Raw genomic sequence first — 16224 nt, 5'->3', positions numbered from 1 at the left:
CTCAATGCCCGTTGGGCGTTGAGGCACCACCCGCACGCTGGGCGCGTGCGCGGGCCAGGATGGCTGCGATGGTGGCTTGCTTGCTGTCGGTCGCCAGCGGGGGCGCCGGGCAGGGCGTGGAAGGGCTGGCGTCGTCGGCCATTTCCTGCTCACCCAATGCAAGAGGCATCTGCGCCCGGGAGGCACCCAGGCGCTCGCGCTCCTGTTCACGCTCTCGGCGCAGCACATAGCGCTGGCGCGCATGCTCGGCCTGCTGGGGGCTCCAGGCAGACCAGCCTGTGGCCGGGCCGCTGGCGTTGTGCAGCTCGATACAGTCCACGGGACAGACGGGGATGCACAGCTCGCAGCCCGTGCAGTGGGCTGCGATCACCGTATGCATGAACTTGTTGGCGCCCAGGATGGCATCCGTGGGGCAGGCCTTGATGCACAGGGTGCAACCGATGCACCATGCCTCGTCGATCACGGCCACGGTGCGCGGGGCTTCCGTGCCGTGCTCGGCGCTCAGTGGGACAGCGGGCCGGCCCGTCAGTGCAGCCAGCCTCTCCACTCCCGCAGCGCCCCCGGGGGGGCACTGGTTGATGCCGGCCTCGCCCGAGGCCACGGCCTGGGCATAGCTGGCGCAGTCGGGGTAGCCGCAACGCGTGCACTGCGTCTGCGGCAGCGCCGCGTCTATGCGTGCTGCCAGATCGTCGCGGGCAAGGATTGCGAAGGCGGACATGGCGGGCCTGGCTTGCTCGGTGCTCAGCCTGCCTGCACCTTGGCACCGCGCTTGCGCGGCTGCTCGGTGGCCGAGGGCGCGTCATCGCTCAGGCTGCTGGTGTGACCTGCCGCGCTGGCGGCCGTGGCGCTTTCGGGCTGGTGGGCACTGATGAACTCGCGCACCTGCGGGTAGACGATCTCTCTCCAGCGCCTGCCGCTGAAAATCCCGTAGTGTCCGGCGCCCGGCACTTCAAGGTGCTTGCGCTGATCGGCCGCGATGCCCGTGCACAGATCGTGCGCTGCACGCGTCTGGCCCGAGCCGGAGATGTCGTCCAGCTCGCCTTCGACGGTCAGCAGGGCGCTGCCCTTGATGTCCTGCGGGCGCACCAGCTCGGCCTGGCCTTCGGGCGAACGCACTTCCCAGGTGCCATGGACCAGCTTGTAGTCCTGGAACACCGTGGCGATGGTCTCGAGGTAGTAGTCGGCATCCATGTCGAGCACGGCGTTGTACTCGTCATAGAACTTGCGGTGATGCTCGGCGCTGGCGTCGTCACCCTTGATCAGGTCCTTGAAGTAGTCGTAGTGGCTATTGGCGTGGCGGTCCGGATTCATGGCCACGAAGCCCGAGTACTGCAGGAAGCCCGGGTACACGCGGCGGCCTACGCCCGGATAGCCTTCGGGCACGCGGTAGATCACGTTGTTCTCGAACCACTCGAAGCTGCGGTTCTGCGCCAGGTTGTTCACCGAGGTCGGCGAGCGGCGCGCGTCGATGGGGCCGCCCATCATGGTCATGGACAGCGGGGGCGTCTCGCCACGGCTGGCCATCAGCGACACGGCAGCCAGCACCGGCACCGTGGGCTGGCAGACGCTGACCACGTGGCACTGGCCGTATTTGCCCTGCAGGTAGCGGATGAACTCCTGCACATAGTTCACGTAGTCGTCGAGGTGGAACTCGCCATCGGCCAGGGGCACCAGGCGGGCGTTCTTCCAGTCGGTGATGTAGACCTTGTGGCCGCCCAGCATGCTTTGCACCGTATCGCGCAGCAGCGTGGCGTAGTGGCCCGACAGCGGCGCCACGATCAGCACCACGGGCTGGCTCAGCATGGTCTGCAGCGTATCGGTGTCGTCGGAGAAGCGCTTGAAGCGGCGCAGCTCGCAAAACGGCTTGTCCACTTCGACGCGCTCGCGGATGGTCACGTCAACGCCGCCCACATCCACACTGTGCAGGTTGAATTCGGGCTTCTCGTAATCCTTGCCAAGGCGGTAGAACAGATCGAACCCGGCGGCCATGCGCTGGGACATCGGACCTTGGCTCAGCAACGAGTGGGGGTTGCTGTAGAGCTTGGCTGCAGCTTGCGCGAAATCGGCAAAGGGCTCGACCATGGCGCGCTGGATTTCGTAGAGCTGATAGAGCATGGATACAAGGGGTTGTTTGGATATGTTGCAGTGCAATATATCAGCAGCAAGCTAAGAAAATTGGTAGTAAAACCCCTTTGATGCTGTCGCGTAAGTGATAGTTTTTACCGATAGGCCTGGGCGGGCGGTCGACTTAGCCCTGGCCATCCTGCAATGCAGTCCCCAGCGCTAGGCGGCAAGCGCCGCCTCGGCCGGTTTGGTGCGCGCAAGCCGCATCACCTCTGAAGGCGGCAATTGCTTGAACTGGTGATTGCTCCACACCTGGCGCCAGCGGCGCGCCCCCGCCAGCCCGTTGCGCAACCCCAACATATGCCGCGCGATGGAGTACCAGTGCGTGCCATGCGTGCGCGCCTCGCGCTCCATATACGCCACCATCTGCTCCTCGATGGACTCGCGCGTGTGCTCCACGCTCGCATCGCCGTAGTACAGCGCATCCCACGAGGCCAGCCACCAGGGGTTGTGATAGGCCTCGCGGCCCACCATCACGCCATCGACCTGCTGCAGCAGTTCCTGCACCGTGGCATCGGCCTTGATGCCGCCATTGATGGCAATGGTCAGTTCCGGAAAATCCTGCTTGAGCCGGGCCACGATCTCGTAGCGCAGCGGCGGGATCTCGCGGTTTTCCTTGGGAGACAGGCCCTTGAGCCAGGCATTACGCGCGTGAACGATGAACACGCGGCATCCCGCATCGGCCACCGTGCCCACGAAATCGCGCACGAACTGGTAGCTCTCATCCTTGTCGATGCCGATGCGGTGCTTCACCGTGACGGGCACATCCACCACATCCACCATCGCCTTCACGCAATCGGCCACCAACGGCGCCTCATTCATCAGGCATGCGCCAAATGCGCCGCGTTGCACACGCTCGCTGGGGCAGCCGCAATTGAGGTTGATCTCGTCATACCCCCACTGCGCCCCCAGCCGCGCAGCCTGCGCCAGATCGGAAGGCTCGCTGCCGCCGAGCTGCAGCGCCACCGGATGCTCCTCGGCCTCGAAACGCAGATGCCGCGGCACATCACCGTGCAGCAGAGCGCCCGTCGTCACCATCTCTGTGTAGAGCAAGGTGTGGCGGCTCAGAAGCCGGTGCAGGTAGCGGCAGTGCTTGTCGGTCCAGTCCATCATGGGTGCAACGGACATGCGCCACATGCTTGCAGGTGCTTGATTTTCTACGTTTGTCATTGATTTGATTGGGTTTCTTGCTCCGGTGACTGCTCCTGATTTTGCACCGTTGGACCCCGTTTTTCCTGTTTTTTCAGCTCTGAGTGCTACATTGAGTGCTACAAAATTGGCTTGTAGCACTCAATGGGAACCATCACCACACGCAAGCGAGCAGACGGCTCGCAGTCATACACCGCGCAGATCCGGCTCAAGGAAGGCGGCCAGGTCATCTACAGCGAAGCACAGACGTTCAGCCGGAAGGTTCTGGCCAGCGAATGGCTGCGCCGGCGGGAGTACGAGCTGGAGCAGGAGCGCGCTTCTGGCCAGGCTCTACACAAGAAAGTTTCAGTGGGGGAGCTACTACGGGATTATGTCAGCGCGGCCGAAAACGTGACTGAGTGGGGCCGTAGTAAAAAAGCCGACATCGCGCGCCTGCAGGCCTCTGGCCTGGCCGACCTCCAGGCCACCAAGCTCACGGTGCAGGATCTGATGGGCTACGCCAAGAAGCGGCGCACGGAAGACGAGGCCGGCCCGGCCACCGTGCTCAATGACATGGTGTGGCTGCGCCAGGTGTTCCTGCATGCTTCGGCCGCGCGCGGCATTGATGCGCCGCTGCAGGTGCTGGACCGTGCCAAGTCCGAGCTGCTGCGCACGCGGGTGATCGCCAAGCCGGCCCAGCGCTCGCGCCGGCTGCTGCCCGAGGAAGAGGCCAAGCTACTGGAGCACTTCTCCAGCCGCGACGGCAGGGCGTCCATTCCCATGCGCGACATCATGCAGTTCGCGCTGCTCACGGCGCGGCGCCAGGAGGAGATATGCCGCCTGCGTTGGGACGATGTGGATTTTGAGAAGGGGGTGGCGTGGCTGGATGACGTGAAGCACCCCCGCATGAAGAAGGGCAACCGGCGGTGCTTCCGGGTGCTCAAGGCGGCAGCCGAGATCATCAAAAGTCAGTCGAGAGAAGAGGGGGCGGAATTCGTCTTCCCTTACAACAACAGATCAGTCGGAGCCGCATTCACGCGTGCCTGCCATGTCCTTGGTATCGAGGATCTTCACTTCCACGACTTGCGACATGAGGCGACAAGCAGGCTTTTCGAGAGGGGATACAGCATCCAGGAGGTTGCCCAGTTCACGTTGCATGAAAGCTGGGCCACGTTGAAACGGTATACCCATCTGCGCCCTGAGAACGTCAAAGAGCGTTGATGGGCTTTGGAGCTGCGCCTACTGCAGCCTCTGCCAATCGGCGTCCGCTTCTTGTTTGAGGCGGTCGAGGTACTCGGCCAACTTGTGTGCGTCCACCAACCACGGACTTTTTTGTGATCCCAACCGAAAGGCGGGGACCGGAAGCCGTTGGCGGCCGGCCGCCTCGCAAGCCTTTCTTGGCGAAAGGCCGAAGATATCGGCGCATTTCTCTACTGGAATGTGGGCAGTCCCATATTCCGCCATGAGTGCAAAAAAGGTGTTCATGTTTTCTGGATTTTTCTGAATCACTCCTGGACGTAGATCACAGCCAGGTCATCGTTTGGATACTCCGAGAGCATCGAATTGATCATGTTGGTCACTGTCTCAGGCTTAATTGGGTGGAAAACGCGTCCCTCATGAAAAATTGGCTGTGCATCAATCACCACAACTACCTTCTCCTGACGGTCGCTGTCCATCTCGTCCAGCAACGTCAGACCGAGTGAATGCTCAAGGTCTTCAGGCCCACATGCTCGAGCTCCAGGCGGCGCGGCCTTGCCGTCGTGCGTTACGACCAGAACAGTCAGGCCATCTTGTAGAAATGCCTTCGCTATCTCCTGCGCAGCACCATCTGGCGTTCCAATGCCAGACCGATGCCGCGATACATGAGGCAGAGGCTTTTTCGGCGAGACTGGCTCCCCGACAGCCCCTACGGCCGTGCTTTCACGCAGCCGTTCAGCCAGCGCTTCCAACTGCTCGAAGGTGAAGCACATACCGCGGATGGCGCGCGTCGGGCCTGGCGTGTGAAAGGTGCCGCCGCACTGCTGTGCCAGCAGCACCAGAGGTGTGTTGATCATCGTCATCAGAGGCTCCAGATCAGGCAGGGAAAGGTTGGACGCGGCGCGCGGGTTCCGGGTAGTACAGATGCCCGCCTACTCGGCTGGGCAGCGTGAAGGCATAGAAGCGCGAGGCCGGCAGGCCTGGATGCGGTTTCAGCTCCGTGCCCTGGTAGCAGTTGCTGGGAGGGGTGTAGGGCTTCTGGGGTGTGGTCTTGGACATGTGGATGCAGAAACGAAGCGGCCCGCGCAAGGCGGGCCGGAGCATGGTGGATGCGGTTGATCAGCCGGCCAGGGTGTGCCGAACCGACGTAGGAAAGGGGTTGTGTGGGGTAGGCGTGCTGCTGGGGGCAGGCAACTGCGGCGCCGTGGGCGGTGCTTCGAGGAAGTCGCTCCGGTCCGAGTGCGTGACCTTCAAGTACTCCACTTCGACCTTAGCCGTGTCAACGAGAACAGAGGCCACCTGAGCCACTGCACGGGCGCGGTCTACGTCCATGGGCTGCTCGCGGTTGCGAAGATCTGTCAGCGTGTCCAACAACTGCTGGCGAACGAGGGTGATGTGCGGGGTGCTCATTTCGGTTGGCTCTCTTTTGCAATGCGGTTGACCTGGCGAGTGATGGCGCCCTTGAGCTGGACCAGCTTGGCCAGCTCGGGAGACTTGCGGGCGGGATGGTTTCGGCGCGCGTTCTCGGCGCGGCTGATGCATTCGAGGCGATCGATAGTGATTTCGGCCTCCTGGGTAGTCCGCTGGCCAGGCCGGAACACGACGATGTGACCCTCTGGCACTGGACCGTTCGCAGCTTCCCAGACGAGTCGGTGCACTCCTGTCCAGCGCCGTGCAGGGACGATTGCCCGGTCGTCGGTCATCTTGCGTTCCAGAAGCCCGTCGCGCGTCACGCGCAGGCTGCCGATGGGCAAGTAGTTCCTGGCCTCTTCCGGCCGGCGCGTCTTGAACTGCGTTGCTCGGGTGTTTTCATGGTGACCCGTCGACCCAGGCACGCCTTTGTTCCAGGGCGTGAGTCCAGGTTGAAATTGCGTGGCCACCATCCGAGGGTCATTCCTGCCGCGCTGAATTCGTCCGCTGTGCTCGCTTTCGTTGAAGGCCTGGGATTTCTTGATCCCCAGGGCAACAGCCTGTCGGTAGATTGCAGACATGCTGCACCCCAGTATTTGTGCTACTTGCTCGGTTGGCATGTCCGGGTAAAGGATGTAAAGCTGACTTGTTAACTGATCATTCCATATGGCTCGTTTTTGTTTTTTGGCACTCATATTTTGTGGCAACATCTTGGTGATCGGTCGTATGAACTCTGGTGACTGCACAAGAAGGACTGTGTGCGTTCATTTTCCTGAGTATTAAAGGATGAATCCATGGAATGGAGTCAAGCGGTTAGTGCTAATACCGATGGTCAGATAGTAAACCAGCCAATTGAATATTGTTTTTTATGGATTGATTGGTGGGCGGTTTGTATGACAAAGTCAGAGTGGGCTGGGTGGGTCCAGGCCGTCGGCTCTGTGCTTGCGTTGCTCGGTGCGTTTTTGGTGGTTAAGCTGCAGTACGCAAAGCAAGTACATTTGCAAAAAATATCAGCTATAAGTAAGATAAGGACTTTTGTTGCAACTACCTCTTCCCATCTGGAAAGACTTGTGGCAGTTTCGGTCCTGTCGACAGCGGATGTTAAGCTTCTACACGCGGTCGTATGCGAGCAATTAGCTATAGCTGCGACAATTCAGGCAGAATATTTGCATATAAGTTGGTCAGCTGCACTCGAAGGGACAAGATCTATATCGGCGCAGACGAAGGTATTATGTGAGATATTGATTCAATCTCCTGAGAAAAACACAGAAATTATTTCTACTGCGAAATTGTTGCAAGAAGCTCTTGAGGATTTTATTCAGATGGTTAGAGTAAAACATCCCGGAGTAACTATGTATAAGATTTAAATTCTGAAAATTTGCTAGTTTTCTAACGGTTGACTATCATGATAGTAGCTATGGATAAAATAGATGACGTTGCTGAGAGCAAAAAAGGATGGTTCAATTTCTATTTTAAAAATCCAGAGAGGGCTTTGGCGTCTCAGCACTTGCGTGTGAAATTCCTTTCTGTTAGTTCAGTGCAAAATTGGGTTGATGGTTTCAATCCGGACGGAGAGGCATTTCTCCGGGTGGCATTGGCTGTAAACGCTGAAGTCGATGAGACGTCACGGCGCTTTGCGCAACTCTGGCTTGAAGCAGAGGAGCGTAAGCGTCGAGATGAAATGGTGCGCGCGGAGTATTTGGTTGCTGAACGCGCAGCAGTTGCAGCAGAAAGGGCCGCTAATTGGGCTAAATGGGCTGCGATTGCTACGGCGCTAGGGGCAATTGTAACGGCAGTGATAGCGATTGCAGGTGTTTTTCATGAACCCCCAGTGCCACAAATTCACTTATTGCCAACGATGGGTCAAAACTCGGTTCAAGCACCGGGGAAATGAATTACTCGATAAAAAAGGATTGTGAAGTCCGGATTCAGAGTTGAAAGGAAGATCTGTCTTTCCCTTGAATCCAGTTAGGCGGCTTGCCCCGGCCGGTCCAGGTCGCGCCGGTGGCCGGATCGCGGTACTTGGGCTCGCCCACAGAGCCCTTCGGCTTGGCGCTGCGGGAAGGAAAGACATCTTGCTCAGTCAGCTGGTACTGCTGAACCAGTGTGCGGACCTCTGCCACAGCGCCGGCTTTTTCAGTCTTCATCGCTTCTGCGATGCGTGCATCCAGTTCTGCCTTTTGCTGCAGCAGGGTCTTGTAGTCGTTCATTGGTTTTTCTCCGGTAGGGTTTAGAAAAGTAGGGCCCTTCTTTTGGTAGGGCCATGGATTAAAAGTTCTGGTCATGCCGCAATTGCGGCCGCCAGGAGGAATGCACCGGCAAAGCCAATGCTGTCGGCCAGCAGGCTCATGCCTGCGAGGCCAAGGAAAACGCTGCGAAGACTCATGGCTGGGCTTGGAAGCTGTCGCGCACGTCGGCGATATGGGCGATGAGCCCATTGCAGAAGTCCGTAAAGCTGCTGGCCGGTAGATGCACGGCGCTGCGGTCCTTGAGCGTGGGAATGCCCAGGGCCGCGGCCGTGGTGGCTTTTACGTCGAAGATGCCCAGGCGCTTGTTGATCTGCCCGATGTTCAGCGTGGGCACCGTCTCTGGTGGCGCTGGGTCCGGTGCGGGCTCCTCGACCAGCAAGAGGGCGCGGCCATCTTCCTGCACATGGCCCAGCACGCGGGGCGGCTCTTGGATATCGATCAGCTCCAGCGGCGGCTGCCAGGGCGCAGCTAGCGAAGTGGCGGGCAGGCCAGGGATGAGATGCGTGGCCGTGAATTCTGCGATGCACTGCGCGTAGTAGGCCCGGGCCAGTTCCAGCTTCACGTCCATCTGAGCCTCCAGCGCGCGGTCGCGCTCAATGGCCCAGGTGGTCAGGCGCATATGCTCGGGAATGTGCTCGACCAGATGGATGTGTTGCGGCTCATGCTGGCCCAGCAGATCCTCAGGGGTGTTGACCATGACGTAATTGACCTCCCAGCGCTCCAGGTCCCACAGCCGCATGTAGCCTCGCATCTGCCAGGCATACAGGGCGTCCTCGCAGTCACGCACAAAGGCCGGGAAGGTCTGCAGGCTCCATGAGCACTTCAGATCGTGGCCGCAGCGGCGCACCAGGTCCACGGTGTCGGCTTCACCCGTGATCTGGCCGTCGCTGCGCCGCTCCGTGTTCTTGGCCAGGTTCAGTCCGCGCACGCGGTTCAGCAGTGCCAGGCCCTCCGCTTCCACGGCCTTGCCCTTTTCGGTGTACTTGCTCGAAAAGCTGAAGTCCACGCCCCAGATTTCCTGCCGCACCAGCTCGCGGATATAGGTCTTGGCGCCTTCGCTGAGCGTGCGTAGCTTGAGGTCTTCGAGCAGGGCCTTTTCCTCGTCTGTGCGCTCCTTCTTGGCCTGGATGGCCTCGACCTCGGGCGTGATCAGCGCGTGGTCGATGCTCGCGGGCGCGGTCATCAACCTGCCGATGCTCGAGCAGCGAAACAGGATGGCCCTCATGGCGCGCCTCTTGTGGCGGCAGCGTTGAAGGCGATGAGGCCGGCGCGGTCTTCGGTGAGGGCGGCACGGCCTTCGCGGCAGGCCTCGGCGAACTTGTCGGTACCGCGCACGCTGATGATGTAGTCCATCCAGCCCTGAGCCAGATCGGAGAGAGGCGCGGCCGCGCCGCCCTGGCCGTCGTCATCCTCGCCGGCCTCGGCCACGCCCGTGATCTGCTTGAGCGTGTGCCGCTGCAAGTAGGTCGTGGTGGAAATGATCGCCTGGATGGCGTTCTTGCCGCCCGTCTCGTCGGGCTGGGCCGTGAGCGATATCTTCTCGCTGTGCCCCAGACGATGCCGCAGCTTGCAGGTCACGGTGATGTCGCGGCCGGCCTGGCTGGTTTCCCAGGACCGCGAGAAGCCGTGGGCGGACAGCTCCGGGCCCACGGCCTGCACCACGTCGTCCAGTTCGGCGTGCATGTAGCTGGTGCGGCCCTTCATGGTGGTGAAGTCCACGGCCTTGCGCTTCACGATCCTGATCCCCTTGGCCTGGAAAGCCGCCAGCGCATCGTTGTAGGCCTTTTCGGCTTCTCGGCGCTCACCCCGTTCCCACAGATCCATCAATTTTTCGATCTGCTCGGGGGGCACGCCGCGCTCTTGGAGCGTCAGCAGAAAGTGCGCAGCAGGAGACATGACCGGGGCAGGGGGCGCCATGATTGCCGCTGGCACCATGTCGATTGCTGCCGCTTCAGTCTTGGAAACAGCGTTCATAGGATCCTCGCGGGTTGTCAAAAAAGAAACGCCCGCAGCAGCGGGCGATGGTCGGCGCCGGCGTGGCGCTTGGTGGGTGGGGCGTTCATTCCGGGTCTTCCGGATCGCCGCGCATTTCCCTGACGAATGCCAGGTAGCGGGCGCCGCCAGCGGGCCAGGCCCTGTCCAGCTTCTGTGCGGTTTCCTCAAGCCACTCCATCAGCAGCGGCACCTTCTCGGCGTCGGTGAGTTCGGACAGCTTCATGGCTTTTCGCGGTGGCATTCCACTACGCTCTCGCTCACCCATTCGGCGTGCATTCCGGGGCATGCCAGGGCGCTGACGGTGGCAGGCGGCGCCTTGCCGGGCTCATCGTCCAGCGTTGCCTGCAGGCACAGCAGGCTGATGCCCAGCAGCACGGCAATCAGCCATGCCAGCGGCGGCGGGTCCGGAATTTCGTCACGTTGGTGCATGGTGGCTCCTCGATCAGTGGCGGTTTCGTTGAAGGTCTGCGATGTCTTCGCGGGCACGTTGGCGGGCATAGGCCCGCAGCCACTCGTCCATGGAGTTGCCCATGACGGCCAGCTGCGGGTGTTCGGGGTTCAGGCTCTGGCCCATGCGCTCGCTGGCGGTGGCGATCTGCTGGGCCAGCTCGTACTGCGCGGCCTGCAGGGCTTCCTGCACGAACTCGGCCGCGAATGGCGGGCCGTAGTAGTCGCGGACATAGGCGTCGAGTTCGGCGTCTTCTGCCTCGGCGCGGTCGTAGCGCGCCGCGTTCTCTGCCGCGGCCACTGAGGCCCAGCAGATAGAGGGGAGTCGTGCATTCATGTGGGCCTCCGGAAATGAAAAAGGGCCTGCGTGTGCAGGCCCTTGTGGGTGGGTCGATGGAGCCAGGTCAGAACCCACTCCAAAGGTTGAGATTGCCGGATGGCTCCGGCTCCATCGCGGCAACGCCCTCATGGGAAGGCGCTTGCGTGATGGGTGCACGCTCAAAGTCGGCTGCAGAGGCGACCAAAAGAAAAGGCCCGCAACTTGTGAAGCTGCGGGCCTGAACAAAAATACGGAGCTCTGCGGCGTGCTCTAGTTTGGGGAAGACTTCGCAGCCGCTGTCAGTTTTTTGATGTACTCATCCAAGGTCGCGTCGAGTGAGTGAGCCTCCTCGAGCGAGACCCCATCTGGGACCTGTAGAGCTTCGCGTTGGATCTGCAAGCCAACGGCCGCATGCGCAGCGCTCGTGCGCGGCAGGGCCGAGATGACAGCATTCAGCGTCAGAGACAACGCGAGAACCTGTCCCTTCAATTCATTTAGTTCCTTGGTCACAGAGGGCGCTCTTCTTGGATGGCCCTTCATTCTAAGACTGCCTTTTTGGCTTACATGACTTGGATCAAGTACCGTGAGCCAGTCTCCACGCTTTGTTGGCGGCGTCCTGAGCCTGATGGTCCGCAATGAAAAAGCTCGCGAGCGCGGAGCTGCACGCCTTCTAAGAACGGCTGCACTCAAGCACTTCGCTGTGTTCGTGCGTAACGCTGGGCTGCGGAGGAAAAAGCGGCAGTACCTGGAAGGGGAAGGTGGGATCTAGCCCATAGGCAGCCGCGTAGTCCAGATGGCCCGCGTAGTTTTCGCAGTCGCTTCTGTCGCCCTCTGAGCGCCACACGCGGATTCTGCCGTTGGGGTACTCAAACACCCTCGTACATATCGTTCCTCTGTCCAACGTGAGATCGACTCGGCCAACTACCGAGTGCGTTGCGCGCATGGCGCAGTAGACCGCCGACGATTCGGCTGGATTGAGGATGAGCTGTGCTACGACCACTGTATCTCTTTCTACAAACCTGCCCGAAAGTGGCAGGGATGCCAGACGGAGCAGGGGGATGGGTCGCTAGGGAAAGAGAGTGGCCCAGAAGCAGTTTAGCTTCCGAGACTAGGGGCCAAGCGGCAAAGATGCCCCTTGTTGCAGTATGCAACACATATCGAGAGGGCACTACCGTTATGCCATGGAAGCCATGGCCCGGGGGCCGCTGGATTACTCTTTTTCGCAGCTTGGCAAACCTCAACTCTGCTCGCAAAGTTGGGGTTTGTCGCCCGTGCTTTCCGGGCTGTCAGCGCTTGCGCGCAGGGCTTTTCTGTTCTTGGCAACCCTGTTTGCCTCACCTCATTGCCCGTCTACGGCGCTTGGCCGACTGGGCCTGGCAGGACTGCCAGAGCAGAGCAGTGGCCCATGCCCACTGGTGCGTGTGCCGGAATGCCTCGCAGGTGAGGCAAACGTCGGCTGCAATTTTTGAAAGACCGGGGCAAGCCCGGCCAATGCCGTGGAGCCCGCCGGCAGCGAGATTGCTGCTGACGGGATGAATTATCGGAACACCGAATTTGCTTGTCAATCGGAATTCCGAATTATTTTTAGAATTCTTCCGCGATCATGGATGGCCATCCTGGGGAAATGTTCGGTGCTCCGAAGAGACGCAACCCTGGGTTGCGCAACTGTGCGTTGCGCTCCGCAATCTAGGATTGCGCAAACCACGATTGCGGGTGACAGGGATGTAACTGTCTGCCATACTGTTAAAAAACACAGTACGGAAAACTGAATGAAGTCGGAGCGGATGCAGGGGTTGGGTGCCCGGATCAAGAGTGCGCGCGTGGCGCTAGGGATGAGCCAGGACTATGTGGCCAGTTCCCTCGGTGGGACGAGGCAAGCGGTGTCGGCTTGGGAAAGAGGGATAGCTTCGCCTTCCGCAATCCAACTTGCAGAGCTGTCGGAGCTATTTTGTGTCTGTGCTCACGAGCTGCTGTTCGGCGATAGTTTTGCGAAAAGCGGCATCAGGGCTCTGATGGTGCGGAAGATCGAAGCCAAGCGCATCCGCAAGCCAAGTGCCGTTTCCGCTGATCAAAGGCCCTGGTCTACGAGCTTTTTGGCTGGCTTCTTCACCGCTGGCGAGCGCGGTCCAGCTGCTGCTGTGAGCCGAACAGATGGTGCGGGAGGAGATTTGGCGGCCTGATAACTGTTGAACTCATGATTCAGGTCGATGAGCATTGCGTCGCGCTTTGCATCGTCAGGGAGGCCGCGAAAGAGCATCACAAGCTGGGCTTCCAAGCCGGTGAGCTGCGCAAAGTTAGTGACTTCTGGAGGGCCCTCGCCGTCTAGTAGGTACTCAGGACGAAGTGCAAGGGCATGACACAAACCAAGGAAGTGCGACGCGCGCGGCTCCTTGGTTTTCCCTTTCAACAATTCGTTTAGGGCGGGCTGGCCCATCCCAGCCAACTCCGCGAGTTCCTTCTGTTTGTAGCCACGATGTGCCATCCACCACTGTAGGCGGTCGCCGAAGGTAGCGAAGTCTGGAGGGGGCGTCATAAGAACAATCATCCATCCTTAAAAATTCGGAAAATCGATGTTTTTTCGTTGACCGATTTATCGGAATACCGAATAATCGGTGGCATGACACCCTCCGAACTCATCACCTACTTCAAGACCCAGGCGCTTGCCGCCCGTGCTCTGGGATGTGCGCAATCCTCGATCTCGGGATGGGTCGAGCAAGGCCACATACCTGACGGTCGCCAGTACCAAATTCAGTTGGCTACCGAAGGGCGGCTGCTTGCTGATCGGCCGGCCTTGCGCAACGCTGTGGAAGGAGCAGGACTCAATGCTTGAAGTCCGTTCCAGCTCACCGCAGTCAGTGCTTCGCCGTGCATCGCAACGGATAGTTGCTTTCGCCCGCGGCGCCGGTCGCACCAGCTGCTCCGACACCATGGAGCTGCGTCAACAGTGCGACGCCAACACCCTGCGCGTTCTCGACGCGCTGGCCCGGGCCAAGGGCATGGAGCGCCCGACCTATATCGAAGCGCTGCTGGAAGAGCATGCGAAAGAAGCGTTGCATGAGGCAAGTCTGATCGTGCGCCAACTGCGGGGCAATCCGCTGCTGGTGGAAGCGCTTGGAGCCCCGCCGGAGACCTTTGGTCTGCCTGCGGCCGAGGAAGAGGTGGGGAATGCCCGAGCAACAGCTTCCTGACCCACTTGTGCCCGCGGACTGCGACTTGAGCGACTTCCCGTACATGGAGCTGGATGTTCGGCGCCTGCGCGACTCGCGTTTTGCATCGACGCCCAACGGTGATGCGTTCCGCGCTGGGGTGCTGCTGTGGTGCGCGGCCTGGCACCAGATTCCCGCTGCCTCGCTGCCCGATGACGACGTGGAGCTGGCCAACCTGGCCGGCTACGGCCGCATGCCGATCAGCGTGCGCGAATGGAAGAAGGTGCGAGCCGAAGCACTGTCTGGCTTCGTGAAGTGCAGCGATGGCCGTCTGTACCACCCCGTGATCGCGGAGAAGGCCGTGGCTGCGGGCGCGGCGAAGCGGCGGCACGCCTACGGAAAGTTCCTGGACCGCCTGCGGAAAGAGAACAAGGCGCGGGAGAAATCCGGCAAGCCCCTGTTCGGAATTCCAACGCCGGAGCAGTGGAATTCCGGCGCCTACCCCCACGGAATTCCACCGGAGCCCCAAGCGATTTCCGCCGGAAATCGCCCGGAAAACGGTGCGACTTCCGGCCAAGTTCCAGCGGAAAACGCTCTTAGAGGGAACAGAGAGGGAGAAGGAGAGGGAGAGGGAACTCTTTATTCCGTAGCTAACGCTACGGGCGGCGTCGCCGCCAAGCCGCCGGGCGAGATGACGAAGGACGAGCTGTGGCGTGCGGGCAAGTCGCTGCTGGCTCAGGCAGGCCTGCCGCCGGCTCAGTGCGGCTCGTTCGTGGGAAAGCTGGTCAAGGACTACGGCGACCAGATCGTGGTCGATGCCGTGCGTGCTGCGGTCGTGGCGCGGCCGGTGGACCCCGTGGAATACCTGAAGGCGACTTGCATGCGGGAGAAGGGCGAGCGCGCCACCCGGGGCAACAACAAGCACAGCGCCGCCTATGCGGCCATCGTGGGGGACTGAGCAATGCAAAAAATTTCTGCGCTGGCACCGGCAGCGCTGCGCGATGGTGCGCGAGAGCCTGCGGACCAGGCCGCCGCGAACCCGGCCGTGAAGAACCTGTTCCTCGTGATGCAGGGCTGCTACGGGTCGTTGTTCCTGAGCAAGTTCGCCACGGGCGTGTTGGACGACCAAGGCCGCGACCTGGGCGTGCGCGCTGCGATGCGCGTCTGGCGCACGACGCTGGCCAAGTACACGCCCGACGTGATCGAGTCCGCTGTGGCGCGCCTCACGGCAGAGCACCCGGACTACCCGCCACATCTGCCGCAGTTCGAGGCCATGTGCAGGGCCGCCACGCCCCGCAAGACGCACGCCGAGGAGCATGGTTGGCTGGCCCTGCCTGCACCCAACGCAGCGCCTGTGCATGTCCAGATCGAGCCGCAGGGCGATGGCAAGGACTGGTCCCGCCGCATCGTGGCGCGCGTGCAGGCCGGTGACCAGACGCTGACGCGCACCGCCATCCGCGCCGCTATGCAGGCCCTGGGCATGGAGGGCTGGCCGCGATGACTTTGCTGCAGCTGCTCAAGACAGGCGCCGTGCTGCGCTACCGGCCCGGGTTCCGCTTCTATGCGGTCCAGCGCGGCCGGGAGATCTCCGTAAACCAGGTCGAGGCCGAAGCCGCATTCCGCGCTGGCCACGTCCGCCCTCAAAGCCCCGAGCCTGACCGCTTCGGCGTGTACCACCTGGCCCTTTCCACGAAATGACCATGCAACCGAATTTGCAACCCACCGCTACCCGCGCCTACCTGCAGATGAGCTACGGCTACAGCGTGGCCGAGGAGCTTTCCGCCAGCGAGGTGCGCCCGCTGCACCAGCGCAAGCTGGCACCCATCACCGCCGCGTGCGCAGCTGCTGTGCAGGCCGTGGCCGCTGGTGCCGCCGACGTGGAGCACTGGCGCGTGCTGGCCGACGCGGCGAACCTGGCTGAAACGCTGCTGGACATGCGTGTGTTCGATGACCCGGGCAACCTGTTCCGCGACGGCGTGGCCGCTGTGGTGACGCTGGGCCGCCAGCACGGCAGCGATGAGCGCATGCAGCTGCGCCCCGAGCAGCTGGAGCACCTGCAGGAGTTCGGCGAGGCCTATGCGCAGATGCTGCAGCAGACCCCGGCCCGAACCTACATCCGCGCGCATCGGGCGACCGAGCGCCGCCTGCGCGAGTTGCTGGTGAACGGCTACGGCCGCGACACCCATGATTTCATCGTCGTCTGAGGGTT

Annotated in this window: 25 protein-coding genes; 10 read left to right on the top strand and 15 right to left on the bottom strand. The window is 61.3% G+C overall.

Annotation, left to right across the window (positions count from 1 at the left end; genetic code table 11):
- Position 1: 1 nt before the first annotated feature.
- The 3 genes from rsxB to dusA all read right to left on the bottom strand — a co-directional run bounded on the left by rsxB (position 2) and on the right by dusA (position 3294).
- Positions 2-718 (bottom strand): electron transport complex subunit RsxB, encoded by a 717-nt coding sequence (gene rsxB, locus DA1_RS24360; protein WP_034393215.1) that lies wholly within the window; start codon positions 716-718, stop codon positions 2-4.
- Between the two features lie 23 nt (positions 719-741).
- Positions 742-2115, bottom strand: a complete 1374-nt coding sequence (locus tag DA1_RS24355; RefSeq protein ID WP_034393218.1) for a polyhydroxyalkanoate depolymerase — start codon at positions 2113-2115, stop codon at positions 742-744.
- A gap of 168 nt (positions 2116-2283) precedes the next feature.
- A complete protein-coding gene (gene dusA / locus DA1_RS24350) occupies positions 2284-3294 on the bottom strand; it encodes a tRNA dihydrouridine(20/20a) synthase DusA (RefSeq protein ID WP_080736858.1) in 1011 nt (336 codons plus the stop codon).
- 123 nt (positions 3295-3417) lie between these two features.
- On the opposite strand from dusA, the gene DA1_RS24345 reads away from it, so the two are divergent.
- The gene (locus DA1_RS24345) at positions 3418-4473 is read left to right on the top strand and encodes a site-specific integrase (RefSeq protein WP_034393221.1); all 1056 of its coding nucleotides are present in this window, start codon (positions 3418-3420) and stop codon (positions 4471-4473) included.
- Between the two features lie 18 nt (positions 4474-4491).
- On the opposite strand, the gene DA1_RS24340 is transcribed toward DA1_RS24345, so the two are convergent.
- From DA1_RS24340 to DA1_RS24320, 5 genes are read right to left on the bottom strand one after another with little or no spacing between them, the layout of a single operon-like run.
- Entirely contained in the window at positions 4492-4737 is a 246-nt protein-coding gene (locus DA1_RS24340; RefSeq protein ID WP_062794172.1) for a pyocin activator PrtN family protein, read from the bottom strand.
- A gap of 20 nt (positions 4738-4757) precedes the next feature.
- Positions 4758-5312: a hypothetical protein gene (locus DA1_RS24335; RefSeq protein ID WP_062794171.1), complete on the bottom strand. Its 555-nt coding sequence runs from the start codon at positions 5310-5312 to the stop codon at positions 4758-4760.
- A gap of 13 nt (positions 5313-5325) precedes the next feature.
- Positions 5326-5508, bottom strand: coding sequence for a hypothetical protein (locus DA1_RS24330; RefSeq protein ID WP_034393227.1), 183 nt, complete (start codon positions 5506-5508; stop codon positions 5326-5328).
- Between the two features lie 60 nt (positions 5509-5568).
- Positions 5569-5859 (bottom strand): hypothetical protein, encoded by a 291-nt coding sequence (locus tag DA1_RS24325; RefSeq protein WP_034393229.1) that lies wholly within the window; start codon positions 5857-5859, stop codon positions 5569-5571.
- Entirely contained in the window at positions 5856-6440 is a 585-nt protein-coding gene (locus tag DA1_RS24320) for an HNH endonuclease signature motif containing protein (RefSeq protein WP_230590782.1), read from the bottom strand. The genes DA1_RS24325 and DA1_RS24320 overlap by 4 nt, the downstream gene beginning before the upstream one ends.
- 213 nt (positions 6441-6653) lie before the next feature.
- Between DA1_RS24320 and DA1_RS30710 the strand changes: the two genes are divergently transcribed.
- Together DA1_RS30710 and DA1_RS30705 are read left to right on the top strand one after the other, a co-directional pair.
- Entirely contained in the window at positions 6654-7226 is a 573-nt protein-coding gene (locus DA1_RS30710; protein WP_155294231.1) for a hypothetical protein, read from the top strand.
- 50 nt (positions 7227-7276) lie between these two features.
- A complete protein-coding gene (locus DA1_RS30705; protein WP_155294232.1) occupies positions 7277-7753 on the top strand; it encodes a hypothetical protein in 477 nt (158 codons plus the stop codon).
- Positions 7754-7787: 34 nt separating this feature from the next.
- Here DA1_RS30705 and DA1_RS24315 read toward each other — a convergent pair whose 3' ends face one another.
- The 6 genes from DA1_RS24315 to DA1_RS24295 form a co-directional block, all read right to left on the bottom strand.
- Positions 7788-8069, bottom strand: a complete 282-nt coding sequence (locus DA1_RS24315) for an H-NS histone family protein (protein WP_034393232.1) — start codon at positions 8067-8069, stop codon at positions 7788-7790.
- A gap of 172 nt (positions 8070-8241) precedes the next feature.
- The gene (locus tag DA1_RS24310) at positions 8242-9333 is read right to left on the bottom strand and encodes a hypothetical protein (protein WP_034393235.1); all 1092 of its coding nucleotides are present in this window, start codon (positions 9331-9333) and stop codon (positions 8242-8244) included.
- A complete protein-coding gene (locus DA1_RS24305) occupies positions 9330-9932 on the bottom strand; it encodes an ERF family protein (RefSeq protein WP_230590783.1) in 603 nt (200 codons plus the stop codon). The genes DA1_RS24310 and DA1_RS24305 overlap by 4 nt, the downstream gene beginning before the upstream one ends.
- Before the next feature lie 235 nt (positions 9933-10167).
- Positions 10168-10326, bottom strand: a complete 159-nt coding sequence (locus DA1_RS31080; protein ID WP_169807224.1) for a hypothetical protein — start codon at positions 10324-10326, stop codon at positions 10168-10170.
- Entirely contained in the window at positions 10323-10532 is a 210-nt protein-coding gene (locus DA1_RS24300) for a hypothetical protein (RefSeq protein WP_034393241.1), read from the bottom strand. Before DA1_RS24300 ends, DA1_RS31080 begins: the two co-directional genes overlap by 4 nt.
- Positions 10533-10545: 13 nt before the next feature.
- Positions 10546-10887 carry a hypothetical protein gene (locus DA1_RS24295; RefSeq protein WP_034393244.1) on the bottom strand — a complete coding sequence of 114 codons (342 nt, stop codon included), beginning with the start codon at positions 10885-10887 and terminating at the stop codon, positions 10546-10548.
- 1751 nt (positions 10888-12638) lie between these two features.
- Here DA1_RS24295 and DA1_RS31570 point away from each other — a divergent pair.
- The gene (locus DA1_RS31570) at positions 12639-13049 is read left to right on the top strand and encodes a helix-turn-helix transcriptional regulator (RefSeq protein ID WP_062794169.1); all 411 of its coding nucleotides are present in this window, start codon (positions 12639-12641) and stop codon (positions 13047-13049) included.
- Here DA1_RS31570 and DA1_RS30050 read toward each other — a convergent pair.
- Entirely contained in the window at positions 12938-13402 is a 465-nt protein-coding gene (locus DA1_RS30050) for a helix-turn-helix domain-containing protein (protein WP_162269887.1), read from the bottom strand. The genes DA1_RS31570 and DA1_RS30050 overlap by 112 nt on opposite strands.
- An 84-nt stretch (positions 13403-13486) precedes the next feature.
- Here DA1_RS30050 and DA1_RS30045 point away from each other — a divergent pair, with 84 nt between their 5' ends.
- The 6 genes from DA1_RS30045 to DA1_RS24260 are packed head-to-tail and all read left to right on the top strand — an operon-like array spanning position 13487 to position 16219.
- Entirely contained in the window at positions 13487-13699 is a 213-nt protein-coding gene (locus tag DA1_RS30045) for a Cro/CI family transcriptional regulator (protein ID WP_080736860.1), read from the top strand.
- A complete protein-coding gene (locus tag DA1_RS30040) occupies positions 13692-14057 on the top strand; it encodes a hypothetical protein (RefSeq protein WP_230590784.1) in 366 nt (121 codons plus the stop codon). The genes DA1_RS30045 and DA1_RS30040 overlap by 8 nt, the downstream gene beginning before the upstream one ends.
- Positions 14035-14973: a DUF1376 domain-containing protein gene (locus DA1_RS24275; protein ID WP_034393252.1), complete on the top strand. Its 939-nt coding sequence runs from the start codon at positions 14035-14037 to the stop codon at positions 14971-14973. The genes DA1_RS30040 and DA1_RS24275 overlap by 23 nt, the downstream gene beginning before the upstream one ends.
- 3 nt (positions 14974-14976) lie before the next feature.
- Positions 14977-15516 (top strand): hypothetical protein, encoded by a 540-nt coding sequence (locus DA1_RS24270; protein WP_034393255.1) that lies wholly within the window; start codon positions 14977-14979, stop codon positions 15514-15516.
- Positions 15513-15713 carry a hypothetical protein gene (locus DA1_RS24265; RefSeq protein WP_034393256.1) on the top strand — a complete coding sequence of 67 codons (201 nt, stop codon included), beginning with the start codon at positions 15513-15515 and terminating at the stop codon, positions 15711-15713. The genes DA1_RS24270 and DA1_RS24265 overlap by 4 nt, the downstream gene beginning before the upstream one ends.
- A 2-nt stretch (positions 15714-15715) precedes the next feature.
- Positions 15716-16219 carry a hypothetical protein gene (locus DA1_RS24260; RefSeq protein ID WP_155294233.1) on the top strand — a complete coding sequence of 168 codons (504 nt, stop codon included), beginning with the start codon at positions 15716-15718 and terminating at the stop codon, positions 16217-16219.
- Positions 16220-16224 lie beyond the last annotated feature (5 nt).

The sequence above is a fragment of the Delftia acidovorans NBRC 14950 genome (genome assembly GCF_001598795.1).
Lineage (GTDB): Bacteria > Pseudomonadota > Gammaproteobacteria > Burkholderiales > Burkholderiaceae_C > Comamonas > Comamonas acidovorans.
This window is presented reverse-complemented; position numbering and strand designations above follow the sequence as displayed.

Coding starts and splice junctions, on each gene's coding strand:
- rsxB (WP_034393215.1), bottom strand. CDS start 718: ATGTCCGCCTTCGCAATCCTTGCCCGCGACGATCTGGCAGCACGCATA.
- DA1_RS24355 (WP_034393218.1), bottom strand. CDS start 2,115: ATGCTCTATCAGCTCTACGAAATCCAGCGCGCCATGGTCGAGCCCTTT.
- dusA (WP_080736858.1), bottom strand. CDS start 3,294: ATGACAAACGTAGAAAATCAAGCACCTGCAAGCATGTGGCGCATGTCC.
- DA1_RS24345 (WP_034393221.1), top strand. CDS start 3,418: ATGGGAACCATCACCACACGCAAGCGAGCAGACGGCTCGCAGTCATAC.
- DA1_RS24340 (WP_062794172.1), bottom strand. CDS start 4,737: ATGAACACCTTTTTTGCACTCATGGCGGAATATGGGACTGCCCACATT.
- DA1_RS24335 (WP_062794171.1), bottom strand. CDS start 5,312: ATGACGATGATCAACACACCTCTGGTGCTGCTGGCACAGCAGTGCGGC.
- DA1_RS24330 (WP_034393227.1), bottom strand. CDS start 5,508: ATGTCCAAGACCACACCCCAGAAGCCCTACACCCCTCCCAGCAACTGC.
- DA1_RS24325 (WP_034393229.1), bottom strand. CDS start 5,859: ATGAGCACCCCGCACATCACCCTCGTTCGCCAGCAGTTGTTGGACACG.
- DA1_RS24320 (WP_230590782.1), bottom strand. CDS start 6,440: ATGTCTGCAATCTACCGACAGGCTGTTGCCCTGGGGATCAAGAAATCC.
- DA1_RS30710 (WP_155294231.1), top strand. CDS start 6,654: ATGGAATGGAGTCAAGCGGTTAGTGCTAATACCGATGGTCAGATAGTA.
- DA1_RS30705 (WP_155294232.1), top strand. CDS start 7,277: ATGGATAAAATAGATGACGTTGCTGAGAGCAAAAAAGGATGGTTCAAT.
- DA1_RS24315 (WP_034393232.1), bottom strand. CDS start 8,069: ATGAACGACTACAAGACCCTGCTGCAGCAAAAGGCAGAACTGGATGCA.
- DA1_RS24310 (WP_034393235.1), bottom strand. CDS start 9,333: ATGAGGGCCATCCTGTTTCGCTGCTCGAGCATCGGCAGGTTGATGACC.
- DA1_RS24305 (WP_230590783.1), bottom strand. CDS start 9,932: ATGGATCTGTGGGAACGGGGTGAGCGCCGAGAAGCCGAAAAGGCCTAC.
- DA1_RS31080 (WP_169807224.1), bottom strand. CDS start 10,326: ATGAAGCTGTCCGAACTCACCGACGCCGAGAAGGTGCCGCTGCTGATG.
- DA1_RS24300 (WP_034393241.1), bottom strand. CDS start 10,532: ATGCACCAACGTGACGAAATTCCGGACCCGCCGCCGCTGGCATGGCTG.
- DA1_RS24295 (WP_034393244.1), bottom strand. CDS start 10,887: ATGAATGCACGACTCCCCTCTATCTGCTGGGCCTCAGTGGCCGCGGCA.
- DA1_RS31570 (WP_062794169.1), top strand. CDS start 12,639: ATGAAGTCGGAGCGGATGCAGGGGTTGGGTGCCCGGATCAAGAGTGCG.
- DA1_RS30050 (WP_162269887.1), bottom strand. CDS start 13,402: ATGACGCCCCCTCCAGACTTCGCTACCTTCGGCGACCGCCTACAGTGG.
- DA1_RS30045 (WP_080736860.1), top strand. CDS start 13,487: ATGACACCCTCCGAACTCATCACCTACTTCAAGACCCAGGCGCTTGCC.
- DA1_RS30040 (WP_230590784.1), top strand. CDS start 13,692: ATGCTTGAAGTCCGTTCCAGCTCACCGCAGTCAGTGCTTCGCCGTGCA.
- DA1_RS24275 (WP_034393252.1), top strand. CDS start 14,035: ATGCCCGAGCAACAGCTTCCTGACCCACTTGTGCCCGCGGACTGCGAC.
- DA1_RS24270 (WP_034393255.1), top strand. CDS start 14,977: ATGCAAAAAATTTCTGCGCTGGCACCGGCAGCGCTGCGCGATGGTGCG.
- DA1_RS24265 (WP_034393256.1), top strand. CDS start 15,513: ATGACTTTGCTGCAGCTGCTCAAGACAGGCGCCGTGCTGCGCTACCGG.
- DA1_RS24260 (WP_155294233.1), top strand. CDS start 15,716: ATGCAACCGAATTTGCAACCCACCGCTACCCGCGCCTACCTGCAGATG.